Origin of the sequence: Nocardia sp. NBC_00508 (assembly GCF_036346875.1) — a bacterium.
In the GTDB taxonomy this organism is placed as follows: domain Bacteria; phylum Actinomycetota; class Actinomycetes; order Mycobacteriales; family Mycobacteriaceae; genus Nocardia.
Genome location: NZ_CP107852.1, coordinates 2,737,079 through 2,754,542, shown reverse-complemented (window position 1 = coordinate 2,754,542; position 17,464 = coordinate 2,737,079). Strand labels below are relative to the sequence as shown.

General features: G+C 62.4%; 16 protein-coding genes and 1 pseudogene. 7 read left to right on the top strand and 10 right to left on the bottom strand.

The window, feature by feature from the left end; all coding sequences use genetic code 11:
- Positions 1 to 12: 12 nt before the first annotated feature.
- Both tuf and OHA40_RS12030 read left to right on the top strand, forming a co-directional pair.
- Positions 13 to 1,203 (top strand): elongation factor Tu, encoded by a 1,191-nt coding sequence (gene tuf, locus OHA40_RS12035; protein WP_330233132.1) that lies wholly within the window; start codon positions 13 to 15, stop codon positions 1,201 to 1,203.
- 128 nt (positions 1,204 to 1,331) lie between these two features.
- Positions 1,332 to 1,553 carry a DUF433 domain-containing protein gene (locus OHA40_RS12030; protein WP_330233131.1) on the top strand — a complete coding sequence of 74 codons (222 nt, stop codon included), beginning with the start codon at positions 1,332 to 1,334 and terminating at the stop codon, positions 1,551 to 1,553.
- On the opposite strand, the gene OHA40_RS12025 is transcribed toward OHA40_RS12030, so the two are convergent.
- The 5 genes from OHA40_RS12025 to OHA40_RS12005 form a co-directional block, all read right to left on the bottom strand.
- Entirely contained in the window at positions 1,523 to 1,933 is a 411-nt protein-coding gene (locus OHA40_RS12025) for a type II toxin-antitoxin system VapC family toxin (protein ID WP_330233130.1), read from the bottom strand. The two genes, OHA40_RS12030 and OHA40_RS12025, sit on opposite strands and share 31 nt — an antisense overlap.
- Entirely contained in the window at positions 1,920 to 2,138 is a 219-nt protein-coding gene (locus OHA40_RS12020; RefSeq protein ID WP_330233129.1) for a hypothetical protein, read from the bottom strand. Before OHA40_RS12020 ends, OHA40_RS12025 begins: the two co-directional genes overlap by 14 nt.
- A gap of 101 nt (positions 2,139 to 2,239) precedes the next feature.
- A complete protein-coding gene (locus OHA40_RS12015; RefSeq protein ID WP_330233128.1) occupies positions 2,240 to 2,674 on the bottom strand; it encodes a hypothetical protein in 435 nt (144 codons plus the stop codon).
- A 282-nt stretch (positions 2,675 to 2,956) separates the two neighbouring features.
- A complete protein-coding gene (locus OHA40_RS12010; RefSeq protein WP_330233127.1) occupies positions 2,957 to 3,127 on the bottom strand; it encodes a hypothetical protein in 171 nt (56 codons plus the stop codon).
- A 2-nt stretch (positions 3,128 to 3,129) separates the two neighbouring features.
- Entirely contained in the window at positions 3,130 to 3,357 is a 228-nt protein-coding gene (locus tag OHA40_RS12005; protein ID WP_330233126.1) for a MarR family transcriptional regulator, read from the bottom strand.
- 183 nt (positions 3,358 to 3,540) lie between these two features.
- On the opposite strand from OHA40_RS12005, the gene OHA40_RS12000 reads away from it, so the two are divergent.
- The 5 genes and pseudogenes from OHA40_RS12000 (at position 3,541) to OHA40_RS11980 (ending at position 9,793) form a co-directional block, all read left to right on the top strand.
- Positions 3,541 to 4,473 (top strand): helix-turn-helix domain-containing protein, encoded by a 933-nt coding sequence (locus OHA40_RS12000; RefSeq protein WP_330233125.1) that lies wholly within the window; start codon positions 3,541 to 3,543, stop codon positions 4,471 to 4,473.
- A gap of 309 nt (positions 4,474 to 4,782) precedes the next feature.
- Positions 4,783 to 5,052, top strand: coding sequence for a hypothetical protein (locus tag OHA40_RS11995; RefSeq protein ID WP_330233124.1), 270 nt, complete (start codon positions 4,783 to 4,785; stop codon positions 5,050 to 5,052).
- Positions 5,049 to 5,441: a type II toxin-antitoxin system VapC family toxin gene (locus OHA40_RS11990; protein WP_330233123.1), complete on the top strand. Its 393-nt coding sequence runs from the start codon at positions 5,049 to 5,051 to the stop codon at positions 5,439 to 5,441. The genes OHA40_RS11995 and OHA40_RS11990 overlap by 4 nt, the downstream gene beginning before the upstream one ends.
- 709 nt (positions 5,442 to 6,150) lie before the next feature.
- Entirely contained in the window at positions 6,151 to 8,331 is a 2,181-nt protein-coding gene (locus OHA40_RS11985; RefSeq protein ID WP_330233122.1) for an AIPR family protein, read from the top strand.
- Positions 8,332 to 8,613: 282 nt separating this feature from the next.
- Positions 8,614 to 9,793, top strand: a pseudogene (locus tag OHA40_RS11980) (IS3 family transposase).
- 6 nt (positions 9,794 to 9,799) lie between these two features.
- Here OHA40_RS11980 and OHA40_RS34710 read toward each other — a convergent pair.
- From OHA40_RS34710 to OHA40_RS11960, 5 genes are all read right to left on the bottom strand, one after another.
- Positions 9,800 to 10,075 carry a transposase gene (locus OHA40_RS34710; RefSeq protein WP_442943985.1) on the bottom strand — a complete coding sequence of 92 codons (276 nt, stop codon included), beginning with the start codon at positions 10,073 to 10,075 and terminating at the stop codon, positions 9,800 to 9,802.
- A 95-nt stretch (positions 10,076 to 10,170) separates the two neighbouring features.
- The gene (locus tag OHA40_RS11975) at positions 10,171 to 10,824 is read right to left on the bottom strand and encodes a HEPN domain-containing protein (RefSeq protein WP_330233121.1); all 654 of its coding nucleotides are present in this window, start codon (positions 10,822 to 10,824) and stop codon (positions 10,171 to 10,173) included.
- A 125-nt stretch (positions 10,825 to 10,949) separates the two neighbouring features.
- Positions 10,950 to 12,506, bottom strand: a complete 1,557-nt coding sequence (locus tag OHA40_RS11970; protein WP_330233120.1) for a class I SAM-dependent DNA methyltransferase — start codon at positions 12,504 to 12,506, stop codon at positions 10,950 to 10,952.
- A complete protein-coding gene (locus tag OHA40_RS11965) occupies positions 12,503 to 13,873 on the bottom strand; it encodes a restriction endonuclease subunit S (RefSeq protein ID WP_330233119.1) in 1,371 nt (456 codons plus the stop codon). The genes OHA40_RS11970 and OHA40_RS11965 overlap by 4 nt, the downstream gene beginning before the upstream one ends.
- A complete protein-coding gene (locus OHA40_RS11960; protein ID WP_330233118.1) occupies positions 13,870 to 17,367 on the bottom strand; it encodes a DEAD/DEAH box helicase family protein in 3,498 nt (1,165 codons plus the stop codon). The genes OHA40_RS11965 and OHA40_RS11960 overlap by 4 nt, the downstream gene beginning before the upstream one ends.
- Positions 17,368 to 17,464: the final 97 nt, after the last annotated feature.

The window sequence follows — 17,464 nt, the reverse complement described above, 5'->3', positions numbered from 1 at the left end:
GAGGACAAAGAAGTGGCGAAGGCGAAGTTCGAGCGGACGAAGCCGCACGTCAACATCGGCACCATCGGTCACGTCGACCACGGCAAGACCACGCTGACCGCGGCGATCACCAAGGTGCTGGCTGACAAGTACCCGGATCTGAACGAGAGCTTCGCGTTCGATCAGATCGACAAGGCGCCCGAGGAGAAGGCTCGTGGTATCACGATCAACATCTCCCACGTCGAATACCAGACGGAGAAGCGCCACTACGCGCACGTCGACGCGCCGGGTCACGCCGACTACATCAAGAACATGATCACCGGTGCGGCGCAGATGGACGGCGCCATCCTCGTGGTCGCCGCCACTGACGGCCCGATGCCGCAGACCCGTGAGCACGTGCTGCTCGCCCGTCAGGTCGGCGTGCCCTACATCCTGGTCGCGCTGAACAAGGCCGACATGGTCGACGACGAGGAGATCCTCGAGCTCGTCGAGATGGAGGTCCGCGAGCTGCTGGGTTCGCAGGAGTTCGACGAGGACGCGCCGGTCGTGCGGGTCTCCGGTCTGAAGGCGCTCGAGGGCGACCCGAAGTGGACCGAGTCGGTGCTGGAGCTGATGAACGCGGTCGACGAGTCCATCCCGGACCCGGTTCGCGAGACCGACAAGCCGTTCCTGATGCCGGTCGAGGACGTGTTCACCATCACCGGTCGTGGCACCGTCGTCACCGGTCGCGTCGAGCGTGGCGTGATCAACGTGAACGAGGAAGTCGAGATCGTCGGCATCCGTCCGGAGAAGACCAAGACCACGGTCACCGGCATCGAGATGTTCCGCAAGCTGCTCGACCAGGGCCAGGCCGGCGACAACGTCGGTCTGCTGGTTCGTGGTATCAAGCGTGAGGACGTGGAGCGCGGCCAGGTCGTCGTGAAGCCCGGCACCACCACCCCGCACACCGAGTTCGAGGGCCAGGCGTACATCCTGTCGAAGGACGAGGGCGGCCGCCACACCCCGTTCTTCAACAACTACCGTCCGCAGTTCTACTTCCGTACGACTGACGTGACGGGTGTTGTGACCCTGCCCGAGGGCACCGAGATGGTCATGCCCGGTGACAACACCGAGATGCTCGTCAAGCTGATCCAGCCGGTCGCCATGGACGAGGGTCTGCGCTTCGCGATCCGCGAGGGTGGCCGCACCGTCGGCGCCGGTCGCGTCACGAAGATCATCAAGTGATTCCCTGAATCGCTGGGAACGGCGCCGCTCCGAAAGGGGCGGCGCCGTTCGCTGTTCCGGGAGAGGTTGGCTCTTGAACCCTTGCGACACGCACGGAATGAGCTGGGTGTCGCCGGTATGCTTTGAGGGTGTCCAGGATTACGTTCGACCCGAACCAGTGTGGAGGGCGGCCCTGTATCCGCGGTATGCGGATCAGGGTTAAGGATGTGCTCGAACTCTTGGCGGCAGGCGAGACCGAAGAGTCGATCCTCGCCGATTACCCCTATCTCGAGAGAGAAGATGTGCGTGCCGTGCCATCCGGGTACTTCAAGTGGTCGAATCAGGGAAGAAGCTTGAATCCGCTCGTATGATGTGGCGAAACCGCGTGGAAGTGGCGGCGGTCCAGTGTCGCGACTTCATCGAGGCCGAGGCGCTCAGAAATGGCTATGACTGACGCGTCGGCGATCCCAAGCGGAAAGCCTTGGTACTGCGCCATCAACTCGGCCATTCGGTACAGATCCGCAGTAGTAATGTCGACCTGCGTCAGATCGCCCGCCGCGATCGCCTCGACGAGATTGATCTCCGCGGAAGCGCTGACATACTTGCAGACCAGATAGCAGGCTTCTGTCACAACATATGGCGTCACCAACAGCTCGTCGGTTCGCCCGTTCAGAAACTCAGCGCACCGCGCATGATCGGAATCTCGACGATTCAGATAAGCAACAAGCGGTCCAGTGTCAACGATCAGCATCGGATTCGCCGATCTCGTTACGCAGAACGTCCTTGGCGCGTGCGCCTAAGTCGGTCGACGGACCGTCGAACGTTCGGAGGACAGAGAAGCGGCCGGTTTTGGGGCGCACCAGTTGCAGCACATGTCGGCGCACCTCGTCCGCTTGACTAGGTTCCAGCTGGTCGATGAGCGCGTGCAGGTCGGAGTAGTTGTGCGCGGCTGTCACACTCCTAATGCTACGGCAGCTGATTTCCGTGGTTGGACCGATTTCGTGGACACTGCGGCCCACGATTCTGGTCGCACTGGTCGTCGCGGGAATGCCGCTGCTCAGCAGCCGTAGGCGCGACCGACCGCGGGTTCGCGCTGTGCCTCCGGGATTTCGCGCAGGCAGCCGAGCGGGACGACGCCCTCGGCGCTCATCTGTACACCGCTGCGCTTGGTGGGGTTCACACAGGTGAGACCGGTTGTTGCGAGGCGGCAGGCGTAGTCGCCGAAGGTGAAGGTGCTGTCGTACGGCAGCGTCTGTCCCTGGCCGTGAATGAAAAGCCCTGGGTCGCCGCGGAATTGGCCGACGGTCATCCGCTGTCCCGAGTAGGTGACGTAACCGCCGAACCAGTTTCCGAAGCCTTCATGCGGCGCGGGTGCCGGTTCCTTCAGCTCGACCATGCAGTCGAATCCGTCCATGCCGAGCGCTGTCCCTGTGATGCAACTGATCTTGCCGGTCGGACTGACGAACGCGATATCCGCCTGCAGATCGGTCACCTGACCGCCATCGAGACTCGCCGAGTGAAAAGGTCCGAGATCAATCGATGAACCTCGGCGAACCCAATCGATCCGATCTTGCAACTCGCTCTCCCGGGACGCCGACGGGCTGGTTTCCGGCGATCCTGCCACCGGCTGCGGTTTCCCCGCCGTGGACTGCGAACACGCACTCAACACCATGGCCACGCCGACCAGCACCGCCCACCGCATATCGGACACAGTAGCTGTTGCGCCTCAACCGAACTCTGTTGCAGAGCGTCAGAGCGAGGGGATGTCCTGGGGTTACTCGGGCGGTACGCGCGGGTCGTCCTCGTCCTCGATCCGCTGCCGGATTGCCTCCACTGTGCGGTCCGGTGGGATGCGCTCCGGCCAGACCAGCACGGCGACGAGCACGACCAGCGGCAGGCCGATAGCGACCGCCAACCCGAAGGTGATCCATCCGTCGCTGCCCATCCCTACCGTCCGCCCTTGGCGGCCAGGATGGCTCGTCCGCGCGGGGTGATCGACCAGCGGGAGGCATGCGGGATCGCCATGATGAGGCCGCGCGATTCGAGCTGGCCTATCGCCCGACGGGCCGACCATCCGGTGAGCTGCGCGCCACGCGTGATCTGGGCGGCGGTGAGCATCCCACCCGGCGCGAGCACAGCCAACACGGCCGACTCTGCCGTCGTTCCGATATCCACTCGACCCCCCTTGCGGTCTGTATTGGTTGGTAAGCACCCGCCGCTGGGGCGAATCGCATTGCAGCGGATCACTTTCCGGGGCGATGTTCACCCGGCGGGGCTGAGAATCACGCTAAGCGGGCATGGTCGAAGCCGACCTGGATACGCTGTTGACAGAGGTTTACCGTGCCGAAGAGGGGGCAGATGGTGGAACCGGGTTCGCTGCTGCGTGCCGCACGCGAGACGGCGGGGATTTCGTTACGCGCCATGGCCGAACGGACGTACTACAGTCCGGCGTATCTTTCGCTGATCGAGTCCGGTAAGCGCCCGGTACCTGCCGGTGTCGCCGCCGCTTACGAACGCGTGCTCGGCGCAGACCTTGATCGACTGACGGCGGTGGCGCGCTCACCCGCCAGCGTGGACGCTATGACATTGGCCGATGTGGCGGTGATGCTGTCGGCTACGCGCCGAATCGAGGACGCGGCAGGGGCTGTGACGGTACTTCCGGCGGTGCGCGGCATGTCCGCCATGACCGAAACCTTTGCGCGGGAGGCCCGTACCCGTACTGCACGAACCGAAGTGGCAGCCCTGGCGTCTGAAGTCGTGCAGTACCGGGCATGGCTGGAGCACGCGATCGGAGCCGATTCCGCCGCACGGGCCACCATGAGGACGGCGATAGACCTGGCGGAAGAATCCCGCGACCCCGACCGGCTGGTGCACGCCCTGGGCTTCGCGGGTTACGTGACTGTGAGTACGGGAGATTACGGCAAGGTCATCGCCCTGTCGGATGCCGCGCTGGCGGTACGGGACGCGCACCCCACCCTCGTGGCCTATGGGCGAATGAGACGTGCCGAACTGCTGGCTGCGCGGGGGGAGTCACGGGAGGCGGGCAGGGCGCTGGCGGCAGCGGAGCCGGAGGCGGCGAACGACCCCCCGCAGTCGATGTACTGGTGGACCCCTGGGTTCGCGGCGGTGCAGCGCGCTGGCGTCCTGGCACTGCTGGGGCACACGGCCGACGCGGTTCGAGAAGCAACGCACGGGGTAGCCGCGATGCCCGCCGAGCACCGGGGAACCGCGTGGCTGGCCTCAGCGCTGCGCCGCGTCGACCCCGACATGAGCGCGGACGGGTCGAGGTGAGGGACGAAACTCGGATGCCAAAAGGGACGGCAAGGGAACGAGTCTTGCCGTTACCCCACCTGACCTGCGCCGATATTGTCCCCTCGGCGGGGCACATCGAAGATGGGAACGGGTGTGACCTGGGGATTCTTTTTGGGCTGCTGGTGGTGGAAGCCTACTTCCCACTGACTGGTGATCAACGCAGTCGCAGAGGCGGGCGGTGGTAACGGATCGGGTCCGTTGCTCGGCTCTTCCGCCGATCGGTCTTCCTCCCTACGTAGATGCATGCTATTTTTTGCATGAAATATTGCATGCGGAGGAGGGTGGGCAATGGCGACGGTTCAAGTGCGAGACGTTCCGGATGAAGTGGCCGCGGTGATCGCGGAGAAAGCCAGTGCTGAGCACAAGTCTGTCTCGGCGTATCTGCGGGACCTGATGGCAGCCGATGTTCGACGGGAACTGCAGCGGCGGGCGATCGCCGAATGGGACGAAGGGTTGAAGCAGACACAGCAGCAGCTGGGTATCACCGGCCGGGCGAAGGTATCCGGGGCCGAAGCGGTGCGTGAAATCCGGGATGGTTATGACCGGGGCCAAGAGTGATCGTCGTCGATGCCTCGATCTGGGTCGATCTGCTGCGGGGAGCTCTGCCGCCCGGGTATGCGGACCGCATCCGCATAGCCGGGTGTGTTTCCCCGCCGCATGTGGACTTCGAGGTCGGCTCCGCGCTTATCCGGCTGGCCCGCCGTGGCGAACTGGAATTCGATCAGGCGCGCGCGTTGATCGCCGCGTTCAGTACCCACCCCGTGGAGCGGATCCGCGAGCCGGTCGATTCGGTTGCCGCTGTGGGATTGATTGATAACGCCACCTACGCGGATGCCTGGTATATCGCACTGGCCCAGCGCCTCGCCTATCCACTGATGACCCTGGACGACGGGATGCAGAAGACTGCAAGGATCCACGGGGTCGAACTCGTGGGTGCGTCCGGCTGACAGTGGCTCGGTTCGGCCGGACCGGAGGCTCAGTTGCGGGCCAAAACCCTGGGTGTCGCCCGATCAGGTCTCGGGCGGCACCAGCGTGGACCCCGCTCTGGAGAAGGATCTGTACGGTCAGAGCCCGATCAACGGCGCCGCGTGAACCGGAGTGCCCGTCTATCCTGTGATGTGATTTCCTGTGCCAGAAGGGGGTTGACGGTGACGGCAGGGACGAAGTCCCGGCGGGCCGGGTGGTGGACGCAGTGACATACGGTTCATCCGCCGCCGCTGCCAGTTGCTGCCCGTGTCCAACAACTCCACGTGCGCCGGCTCGTCCTGGCGCGGGCGGAACGATTCGGGGCGGTTGTCGTCGGGTTGTCTGTACGTGCCGTTCACGTGCAGGATCTCGTACCTTTTGAACAGGACGACGGTGACGGTACGCAGAGCCTGCGCGAGCTTGATACCGGTCCGCGTGATCAGCAGCTTGCTGCTGCTCTATGAGCGGCTGCCGGTCGTCCGTCCCGATCCCGCGGTGGCTCTTGAGCCTACCGACTCGGTGACCGTTTCTCTTGCTGAGGGAAGATCGCATGGCTGATTGGCCGGTTGCTGAAGGCGGAGGTTGATCGGAATACTACTTTGGTCAGATCTTTTCGGTGCCCAAGTCTCGCGCCCAGGATAATATTTGGCAACCGGCCGTCAGATCATGATTTGCAGCTCAAGGGGGATCGTGAGCACACCACCGCAGGTAGAGCACGTGCGGAGGGCGATCCTCCGCGAATTCGGCGAGCTCATCGACATGTCAGACGTCGAATCCAAAGACGCGAGCGCCATCGAGAGGTGTAGGGTCTCCCGCAGTTTGGCCGCGCTGGCTGCCCGGATGCTTGTAGGATGTGATGCCTCGACCGCGGCGTCCTGCGTCATCGACAGCCGGGACGACCGTGGTATCGACGCGATTGCGTTCGCAGATGGAACTCCAGATCTGTATCTGATACAGGCGAAGTGGAGTGAGAGGGGTACGGCAGGCATTAAGGCAGCGTATGTGCGAGACCTTGTCGACGGATTCCGCAAGATCGAGAACCAAAGTTTTACCCGGTTCAACCCACGGTTCCATGCCATGTCCGGGCGAGTGAAATCGCTGATTCAGAACCCGAAGGCGCAGGTTACGCTGGTGCTCGCGGTCATGGGCGATGGCCACGTACACCCTGACGTCCAAGCCGAATTCGACGACGCTGCCGACCATTTCAACAGCCACGGTAGATGGGTTCATCAGCGAGTCATAGCGGCACCGGATTTCTGGCAGTTCGTCCGCGATGACATGAGTCCCGGCCCGGTCGAATTGGTGGTACCGATGTCCCGCTGGCTTCCGCGGGACGGCATCTCGGAGTCTTACTTCGGCACTGTCTCGGTTTCTTATCTTGCGAAGTGGTATGAGCAGTACGGCAATCGATTGTTTGAGTCTAACGTTCGGAAGGCTCTTGGGCTGACCTCCGTCAACCAAGGTATGGTCCGGACGCTGCTCGACGACCCGGAAAGCTTCTGGGCCAAGAACAATGGGATTACCATCCTGTGCGCCGAGGTGGTCCGTAGCCGACATTATGGAAGCCGTTTCCGCCACGATGAGCCGATTGAATTGACGTTGACGGACGCCAAGGTTGTCAACGGCGCCCAAACTGTCCAAGCTGCAGATCGTGCCGCCAAAGAAAACCTAGATCAAGTTGCCCAGGCTGATGTGATGGTGCGCGTCATCTCGGTGCCGACTGAAATGTCGGACCTCGGTAAAACGATCACCCAGAGCACGAACACGCAGAACCACATCGAGCCGCGAGACTTCATCGCCCTCGATGACATCCAGGCCAAGATTCGGGATGATTTCATGCTTGGTCTCGACCTCACCTATGTCTTCCACCGTGGCGAGGCCGATCCGCCGCGAGATTCGGGGTGCTCAGTCGTTGAAGCGGCGCTTGCACTTGCTTGTGCTCATCGAAATCCCGATATCGCTGTCCGAGCAAAGATAAGCCAAGACACGCTATGGGAACAGGGTAAAGGTGGCACCTATCCATTGTTGTTCGGCAACCAGCCTCCAGCACTGGAAATCTGGCGCTGCGTGCTGCTGTATCGGCGTATCCGGGATCAACTCGATATTGAAACCAAGCGACTTCGTGAACGCGCGTTGGTCATCGCGGAGTACAGCGATCTGCTGCTGACCCACATATGCTTCCGCCTCGTCGAATCCGACGAGTTGGAGGATCCTGAAACCGAGTGGGAGCCGGTCATGGGCCGGATCGCCGCTCAGGTCAGACTATTGCTGCAGTGGCTGATCATCGAGAACGACCGTGAGCTCGGCGCAAAATCATTCGTGTCGAAGACCTTCACTGATGAGGGCAAGAGTCGGCTCCTGGCCGAACGGGTGCTGACTTACGTGCGGGATCAGCAGGAGATCCCCTCATTGCCGTCCGAATATCGAAGGATAAAGAAGGTAACGAAGTCCAGGTCCAAGAGTGCCGTTTCGGTAGTGCTGGACGCGAACCATCTCAAGGCTGGCACGCCGCTTCGCTACCGTGCGCTGACACCGCGCGAAGACACCGCGATATCTCAGTGGATACAGGCGGATCCGCGTCGAGGCCGCGCTAGTTGGGTGGTAGATCGCAGCAAGCCGATGCTGTGGGAAGCCGACGGAAAGCAGTACTCGCCCACCGGCCTCATCATGCATATGTGGAGCCTGGCCGGCTGGAACGAAGCCCCCGTCGCGGTTCAGGGGCCAAAATGCTGGTTGGTGCCGGAGCAGGGGTCGCTGGCCGATATTGCCGAAAAGCTGCGCAGACCCCCGGAAGAACTACTGCCTCTGGATTCGGCGGACAGGATCACCATTGCTGTCGGCTCGGAACAGGCTGCATCCGGTGACGCATAGCCCCATTGAATGCGCTCCGCACGCTGTTCGATTCACCTCGCAGCCACTCAACGCGCGGCGAAACGGTGGATTCTTGCACTGAGCAAAACGGCGCAGTTCGGTGGATTGATGAGTGGCGAGCTGGAGGAACGGTCCAATGCTGCGACCGCAGACCTCGTTCTCGAGGTTGACGTGAGGTTACTGGTATCAGACCAGATGCACGCCTCGCCCTTCGGGAGCTGCCGCACGGATAGGTGACTACCGAGATGGCTTGCCGGCAGGCGGGCCTGGAAGGATGTCGCGGTGCCGAAGCCGTATCCGAAAGAGTTCCGCGACGCCGGGTCCGGGGTCGCCCGCAACCGTGATGACGGAGTCACGCTGGATCGGGTCGCGGCCGATTTTGGGATCCATCCCAAGACGCTGTCGAAGTGGATGCGCCAAGCCGACATCGACGATGGGAACCAGCCCGGGACGACACGCAGCGACTCGGCCGAGTTGCGTGAGGCCCGGCGCCGGAACCAGTTGCTGGAACAGGAAACGAAGTGTTGCGGCGGGTGGCGGCCTATTTGTCGCAGGTGCAGTTGCCGTGAAAAGGCTCTACCCGCTCGTGAAAGAACCTGCCGCCGAGAGGATTCCCGTGGCGGTGTTGTGTCGGGTCTTGCAGCTCGTTCGCCAAACCCTACTACCGGTGGCTGGCCGAACCTGTCACCGCCCGCGAGGTGCCCGAGGCGTATCAGGCCAACACATTGTTCGACCCCCGCGACGACCCCGAGTTCGGATATCGGTTTCTCGCCAATGAGGCCCGCAAGGCCGGCGAGTCGATGGCCGAGCGCACCGCACGGCGGATCTGCTCGACCAACCGGTGGTGGAGTGCGTTCGGCAAACCCCGCGCGGCAAGAACGGCAAACCCCGCGCGGCAAGAACGGCAAACCCGGCCCGACTGTCCACGACGATCTCGTCCAACGGAACTTTACTGCCGATAGATCAAACTCGTTGTGGCTCAACGATATCACGGTACGTCGCACCGGTGAAGGCAAGCTGTACATGTGTGCGGTCAATGACGTGTTCTCCAGCCGGATCGTCGGCTATTCCATCGATTCGCGAATGAAGTCCCGACTGGCAGTGACCGCGATAACAATGCCGTTGCCCGCCGCGGTGACGTGGCGGGCTGCATTCTGTTTAGCGACCGCGAGCTCAGTTTCGCTCAAGACGATTCGTCCACACGATCAACCGTCATCGCATGGTCGGATCCATGAGTCGTGTCGCCGCGGCCGGCGACAACGCCGCCATGGAAAGCTTCTTCAGCCTGCTGCAACGCAACGTGTTGAACCGGCAGGAGTGGGACACACGAGGACAACTACGGATCGCGATCGTCACCTGGATCGAACGCACCTACCATCGCCGACGCCAAATCCGACTCGGCCGATTGACCCCGATCGAATACGAGACAATCATGACCCCAGCAGCCCGACATGCTGCTTAACCACTGTCACCCGATCGTATAGCAGCCCCCGGCGACTTGTTGGTGCAGCCGCTTGTTCTCCTCGGCCAGATCCGTCGCCGCCGGTTCCGGCCGACGGCTGGTATCGGCCTGGCGGATCCAGTTCCGCAGGGCCTCGTAATGGACACCCAACTGCTGGGCGAGTTTGCGATCGTCGGTTTCGGGTCCGACTCCGGATACAAGCGGACCGCTTGAGCCTCGAACTCGTCCGGATACTCCTTCGGTGCTGCCACGCGGGGCTCCTTCCTGGCCCCATCGGACCATGCTCAGAGCCCTCCAAGGAAGCGGGGAACCTCATCGGACAACCGGTCCCCATGCTCCTCCTGCAGTCGACAGTTCATGAGACAGCAGCTGGACTTTTATGGTGCATCCAGTACCCGCAGCATGGCTGCAGCGATCAGTTCGATCCAGTCGATTGAATCGGCGACATGGCGTGAGGTGATTGGGGACTTGTGGCCGGGATTTACTGGGTCCTTGTCTGATTGGTGCGCGATCGCGTTGCGTCTCTTGACGATTTCGTCGAGGCGTTCGGTGACCTGGTTGGGTGTGATCTGTGTGCCATCGTCACGGTGGGAGGTGAGCTCTTTCGCCACGTCCGGCCAGATGCTGCCGGTTCGGAGGTACGTGAACGAGTCCCGGATCTTGCTGGGATTTGGCGACAACTTGCCGGCGAAGAAGTCTTCTGCCCGAGCTCGGAATTCCTCGTCGAGTGGGACGCCGTGGTGATGCACGGCTTCGAACTGCTTTACGGTAAGGGTGATGTCATTGAACTTGCCGGGTCTGGGTACGTTGGGGCGCTGGATCAGCAGCACCGCGCGCTGCACGGCTTCGCGGAACAACCAGTGGTCGAACGCCGCGACACCTTGCACCAGAGCGGCGCGGTACACATCGGTGTAGTCGAAGGCGCCGACCTGCAGCCGCTCGAGCGATCTGCCGCCATTCACCAGATTTCTGGCGTAGTCCAGGTTCGTGGAAAACTCCACGAAGGCGTCGGTCGGCTGGTCGGCAGGCACGTCACATCCTCGGAATCGGCTACGCAGAGCCTATCGCAGGAGACGGATACCTGCTGTGCCAAAACATCTTTCGGAAGATCGACGGGATGCCTGGGGACACCGCGACACGCGGACCATGGCGAGCGTCAGTCGATCTCGTCGGCCGGTTGCAGTTCTGCTGCGACAGCGGTGAATTCAGCCAAAGCTGCTTGAAGGTCGTCGATGATTTCCTGGGCGATGACTCCGGGCGGTAAGGCGGCGAGGGCATCGTCGGCGCCGGGGTCTGTGAGCCAGGTGATGTCGAGATTGGCTTTGTCGCGGGCGATCAGTTCATCGTAGGTGAGGCACTTCGCGCGGTCGCTGGCGGTCCACGCAGCGCGGTCGGGGCAGTGGTACCAGTCGACGAAGTCCTGCAGATGCTCGCGGCGCATAGGGTTCTGCTTCAGGGTGAAGTGCTGGCCTACACGGAAGTCATAGACCCACAGCTTTTTCGTCCACGGCTGGTCGCTCGCTGGCTTGCGGTCGAAAAACAGCACGTTTGCCTTTACGCCACCGGCGTAGAAGATGCCCGTGGGTAGGCGGAGCATGGTGTGAACATCGTATTCCTTGAGCAGGCGCCTGCGGATAATCTCGCCGGCACCACCCTCGAACAGCACATTGTCCGGCAGAACTACTGCGGCCCGTCCGTTCCTGTCCAGCAGCTTGGCGATGTGCTGCACGAAGTTCAGCTGTTTGTTGGTGGTGGATGTCCAGAAACCCCGGCCACTGTATGCGATCTCAGGCTTCTTACCCCTGGTCTTTCCGTTGCTCACGGCATCGCCCTCGCCGAAATCGGGTTCGTCGATCGAACTAATCGAGGATTTCGTGCCGAACGGCGGATTCGCCAGAACCAGGGACGCATGGACCGGAGGATCGGATGCCAAAGCATCAGTGACAGTGATAGGAGAGGCGTTCCCGGCCTGCACCATACCGTGAAGCAAGAAGTTCATCGCTGCCAAACGTGCTGTCCCTCGGACGAGTTCGAACGCTTGAAAGGCACTGCCATCGCTGAGACGCATCCGCTGACTCGGTGTCAGCTCCGAGTAATGGTGGCGAATATAGTCATTTGCCGCCAAGAGGAAGCCGCCAGTTCCGCAGGCCGGGTCGATAACAGTGTCCTCGGGCGTTGGCCGCATGCAGTCGACAATCGCGGCGATGAGTGAGCGTGGGGTGAAATACTGCCCAGCGCCGGACTTTTGATCGGACGCGCTGCGTGCAAGTAGCTGCTCGTAGGCGTCGCCGTTGACATCGGTACCGTGCTGAACCCACGTCTCAGTGTCCATGAGATCGCTGATCAGGCGCTTGAGCAGCGCGGGCTCTTTGATTTTGTTTTCAGCGTTGCCATAGATGACCTTGAACATCCCTCGTTGTTTGCCGAGTTCGGTAAGCACATGTTGGTACGTAGTCTCTAGCTCGGCGCCCTTTACACCCCTCAGGTTCTGCCAGCTGATACCGGTGGGCATAATATTCACCCCTCCGAGGGAAACGGGGAGTTTTGCCCGTTCATCGGCCATCTTGAGAAACAGCAGGTAGGTGAGCTGCTCGACATAGTCGACCGCGGGGACGCCGGCGTCACGCAGGACGTGGCAGTAGCTCCACAGCTTATTAGCAAGACGGCGAGCTTCGGCGTGCCGGGCAGCATCGGTCTGCGAATTCGCGGTCACAACAAGACCTCCTGGACTCCGAGGGCGTCGCCGTGGTCGCCCGGTTTGTCGATAGGAAACGGAATAACCTCGGCCCCCGCAGACTGGTCGAGCAGTTCGTCGACCGGGCCATCTGAAGGCGCAGAAGAACCGCAGAACAATAGGCCCGAAAAGGCTGCGCTGAGGAGAGACCGACGCAAGGTGTCCGCGCGTTTCTTGCTCAGCCGGATGGCGTCCTGAAGCCGTCCGAGGCCAGCCAAGTCCTCCGAAATCTGTGTGGCTATGTGCTCCTGCTCGTGATATGGAGGGACCGGGACCTGCCATGCACTGAGCCGAGCAGCACCGAGGTGATGGATATTGACGCCCTGCGCGGCGCTTCCGAATCGGCCGTTCAACGCTTCGCCATAGAGGAACCGGAACAGGTACAACGGATTGATGCCGAATGCGCGCACCCGAAGAAGGGTGTTCTGGAAGCAGCAGTCCTCGATCTCGTCGTTCCACATCGCTGGCTTGCCGACCTCGCCGACACTTCCGGAAGCTTCGGACAGCAACAGGTCACCGCGCTGCAGCCGAAACACCTCAACTTCGGCATTGGTGAAGTTCATCTCCATCACATCGCCGAGCTTCAGACCCTGCCAGCCCACGTTGGCGGCGCGCAGGTAGGGGCGCATGCTGCTTCCGGTATGGTTTTTCGGAGACCGTTGCCGACCGAGGCGAACCTCTGCAATTTCGTCGAGCCGCCTTACATCCCAGTGAGCCGGTACTGATGACGGTGAAGTTCGCGCGAAGACATGGCGGTGGAGAGTGTCCACGCTCGCATCGCACGACTCCAAGTACGCCATGCCCGCGTCGACCCTTGAGAGCAGGTAATCGAGGGTGGCGACAAGACGGTGCTGGTCCTTGAGCGGCGGCTTAGGCACCTCAATGCTCAGCAACTTGGCCTGCGAAATGTTGCGCATTGACTCTTTGGTACCGGTCGACAACTTGGTGATGTGCTGGCGCACCGTCGGCGACGATAAGGCGTAGGTCAGCCACTGTTTATCGACGCCCTCGGCTGGAATCAGTCTGAGGCTCTTGTCACTGAGTAGCAGGCCTTTTCGGCAGTTTCCGACCAGGACAGGCGCGCCAACATACTCTGCCGTGTTGGCACGGCTGACAAGGATGTCTCCAGGTTGGATCTCGTGCCGCGGATCGATTTCGCGGCCGGCTGGCACTGCCTTGTTCTCATGCTCAAGGAACTTCCCCCAGGTCATCGCGCTGACCTTGATGATCCCCCACTCGTCGAGTTCCGCCGGTCGGGGCTCACAACCGAACGACTTCCCAGCCTCGATCTGAGCCAGCAGGTTCCGCAGCGGCACCCGAGTCCATCCCTCCGGCAGCTCGCTCATGCAGTGAGTTCCTCGTTCAGTTCGTCGATAAGCGTGTCCGCGCGGTCACCGAAGGCATCCATCAAGCCGAAGGCGCCGCCGCGCTGGTCGAAGGGCGGACGTTGCAGGTCGTCGGGGGTGATCCGGGCACTGGTTGCCACGACCTTCACGATCGCGTCGAGGAACCACCGCTGGTCGACGGTGAAGGTTACCTTCCGTTGCCTCTGCTTCTCGATCCACCTCTCGTACCGCATGCCGACAAGTTCGCAATAGGGCTGCAGATCGTGCTCCCGACCCAGTACGTAGCGCAGCAAAGTGATCAGGTTGGTGAGGTCGTTCTCCTGCTTGCGCAGGTACGGTGCCTGGCCGAGGTCGGCGTATGCCTCCCACACCGTGTCGACGCTGCGGATCTGTGGGATCCGGCGAATCTGGGCGGCGAGGTCCTGCAGGTCACCGTAGGAGAACTTGTCCGTTCCGCGTAGCAGTTGCTGCACGATCACCTGATCCAGGTTGTCGGCTACGAACTGCTGGAACGAGGTGACGGTGTTGCGGGCCGCGTTCTCGCGCGGAACGCCGGTGGCCTCCAGCAACTCGTCCTGGCTGATCTCGTCGATCGTGGTGTCGTACTCGTGGCGGATCGCCAGGATCCGTTTGCGGAGGTCGGGATTGTCGGCCAGCGGACCGACGGCATCGTGCAGGCGTCTCTGCACCGCCTCGTCGCCACCCTCGTCCTCAGCGTGGATCAGTTCGTCTGTGTCGATGGCATTGACGAGGCGACGCACGATATCGCGCAGCGAGGTGCCGTTGCCGACCCGGGTGAGCTCGGCGCGGTGGTCGTCATCGATCTGCTCGTTCAGCCGGTTCAACCGTGAGGCCAGGGTTGCGGTCTCGTTTTCGGTGATGGACAGACTCGCAGCCCGGGACAGCAGCTCCCGGAGAGACTTCGAACGCTCCCGGTTCAGTGGTTGCGCGTCACACAGCGGAGAGTCGGTGACTCCGACGGCATCGACGATGAGGAACCGCGTCTTCGCCGTCGCCGATGGGTCCGGGGTGACCTGCTGGAACTCGATGTCGTCGACCGTGCGAGCGCCGCGGCCCTTCATCTGCTCGAAGTAGACCGCGCTCTGTACGTCTCGCATGAAGAACACGACTTCCAGCGGACGCACGTCGGTGCCGGTGGCGATCATGTCGACCGTGACCGCGATCCGCATCTCAGCACTGGTGCGGAACAACTGCAGCAGCTGCTTCGGATCGCTGCCCTGCGCCCGCGATTTGTAGGTGATCTTCACCGCGAAATCGTTGCCCTTGCCAAAGATTTCGCGCACGGCCTGCACGATGTCGTCGGCGTGCTCGTCGCTGCGGGCGAAGAACAGGGTCTTCGGGACGGTCTGTCGGTCTGGGAACGCCTCGGGCAGCGTCTTGTTTTTGAAAGTCTCAAGAACCAAACGGATCTGGTCCTTCGCCAGCACCGAGCGGCCGATCTGGCGGCCGGTGTAGGAGAAGTCCTCCTCCAGTTCCTCGTAGCGCTGGAGACGGGTGCGGCGGTCGCGCCGCGGCACCACGACCCGGGTGCCGTCGGCATCTAGCGCCTCGATTGTGCTGCCCTGCTCGCTGATCTTCGTCTTGATCCGGTAGACGTCGAACTCGACGTTCACACCGTCCGCGACCGCCTGCTCGTAGGTGTATTCCGAGGCCAGGTTCCGGTCGAAGAAGCCGAGGGTTTGCGCGGTCGGGGTGGCGGTAAGTCCGACGATCGGCGCGTCGAAGTACTCCAGCACTGCCCGCCACTGACCGTAGATTGAGCGGTGGCATTCGTCGACGACGATCAGGTCGAAGGTCTCTGGCGGTACTTGCGTGCTGTAGACGACGTCGACCGGCACCTCCGGGGTGAAGTCGTCGGCGTCCGAATCGTCGGCGTTCGGCAACCGCTCACCGCGTAGCGCCATGAACAGCCGCTGGATGGTACCGATCACCACATTGGTGGAAGCGAGGACGGTGTCACCGGTCAGCCGATCGACGTTGAACAATTCGTCGAACTTGCGGCCGTCGTCGGGGGTCGTGAAGTTATGGAACTCGCCGGATGCCTGCTCGCCCAGGTTGTTTCGGTCGACCAGGAACAGGATGCGCCGGGCGTCAGTGTGGGCCAGCAGTCGGTACGCCTCGGTGACCGCGGTGTAAGTTTTGCCGGCACCGGTAGCCATCTGCACCAGCGTGCGCGGACGATCCTGAGCCAATGAGGATTCCACGCCGTTGATGGCCTGGATCTGCGCCGGACGCAGCCCGCCCTCGATCAGCGGCGGCAGTTCACGAACCTGGGAACGGAATGTCGGCGCTGCAGAGTTCTTGTCGGCGTTGGCCATCCATTCGGAAACAGTCTCCGGACGGTGGAAGGAGAACACCCGCCGCGACCGTGGCACCGGGTCCAGCTGATCGGTGAACCTGGTCTCGACACCAGTGGATTCATAGCGGAACGGCAGTGGCTCATCGCGGCGCCATGCGGCCAGCGAGTACTGTTTGGGCAGGGCGTGAGCGTAGCCGGCGGTTTGGGGTTCCACGCCGGTCAGCGACGTTCCCTCCCGTTTGGCCTCGACAATGCCGACAAGCTTGCCTTGCACGTACAGGGCATAGTCGGAACGCCCACCGGCGAAGGGGAATTCACGCACCGCGACACCGACAGCGGTCGTCGGTGCCAGCTCGGGCATGTCCTGCACCAGCCAGCCTGCCTCAACTAGCATGCGGTCGATAACGCGACGAGCTTGCGCCTCGTTGAGCGGCTCCGGGCGCCGGGCACGGTCGATGAATGCGTAACGATCTGCTGGAGCGATCTTCGATGCGGCCTCGAGCCGCGTGGTGCGCGCGGCTTCCAGGTCTGCGATCTGCGCCGTCATGGCGGCGAGCTGCGCGGTCAGCGCGTCCTGGTCGACGATCCGCTGCGCCAACTCCTGCTCGACCTGCTGCCGGGCTGTGGCCTCGGCGCTGAGCAGGTTCTCGTGGCCGCTGATCGATAGCCGAGCATCGGCCAGTTCCTGCTTGTAGCGGTCCAGGTCCTGTTGCAGCGCAAGGAAATCGACGCGTTGCGGCGGCTGCGGCGGTACAAACGCCATGGGCTTGCGGTCGTTGCTGATCGCGCGATACAGCACCAGCCCGAGCTGGAAGCACTTGTTGACACTGTCGAGAGCCTGACGGCGATCGTCGAGGTGTCCGTGCACGGCGTTGTTGCCGCGCCTACGCACCTCGTGCAACGCCGTGGCCATCGCACCGGTGATCACCCCGGCATCCGACAACGCCCGGATTCGCACCTCGAGCGCGTCGCTGGCCACCTTTGTACCGGCTCGCCGGACCAGTTCGGCTACCAGAACCTCGATGAACTGCCGGCACTTCACCAACGTCGCATTGGGATCGGTGTACACTGACGCCTCGGCCCCGGTCCCATAGGCCACCAGCAGCGGCTCGAACGGCAACAGAAATCCGAAGTTCGGCGAATATTGTGCTACCCGTCCTACATCGCTACTCATGCGACCTCATCTGGTGTTGTCGACACAGCGCCGTCCGAAATATACTGCTGCCGACGGTGTCCCGCCTCCGACTGGCGATCATAACGGAGTCGGGAGG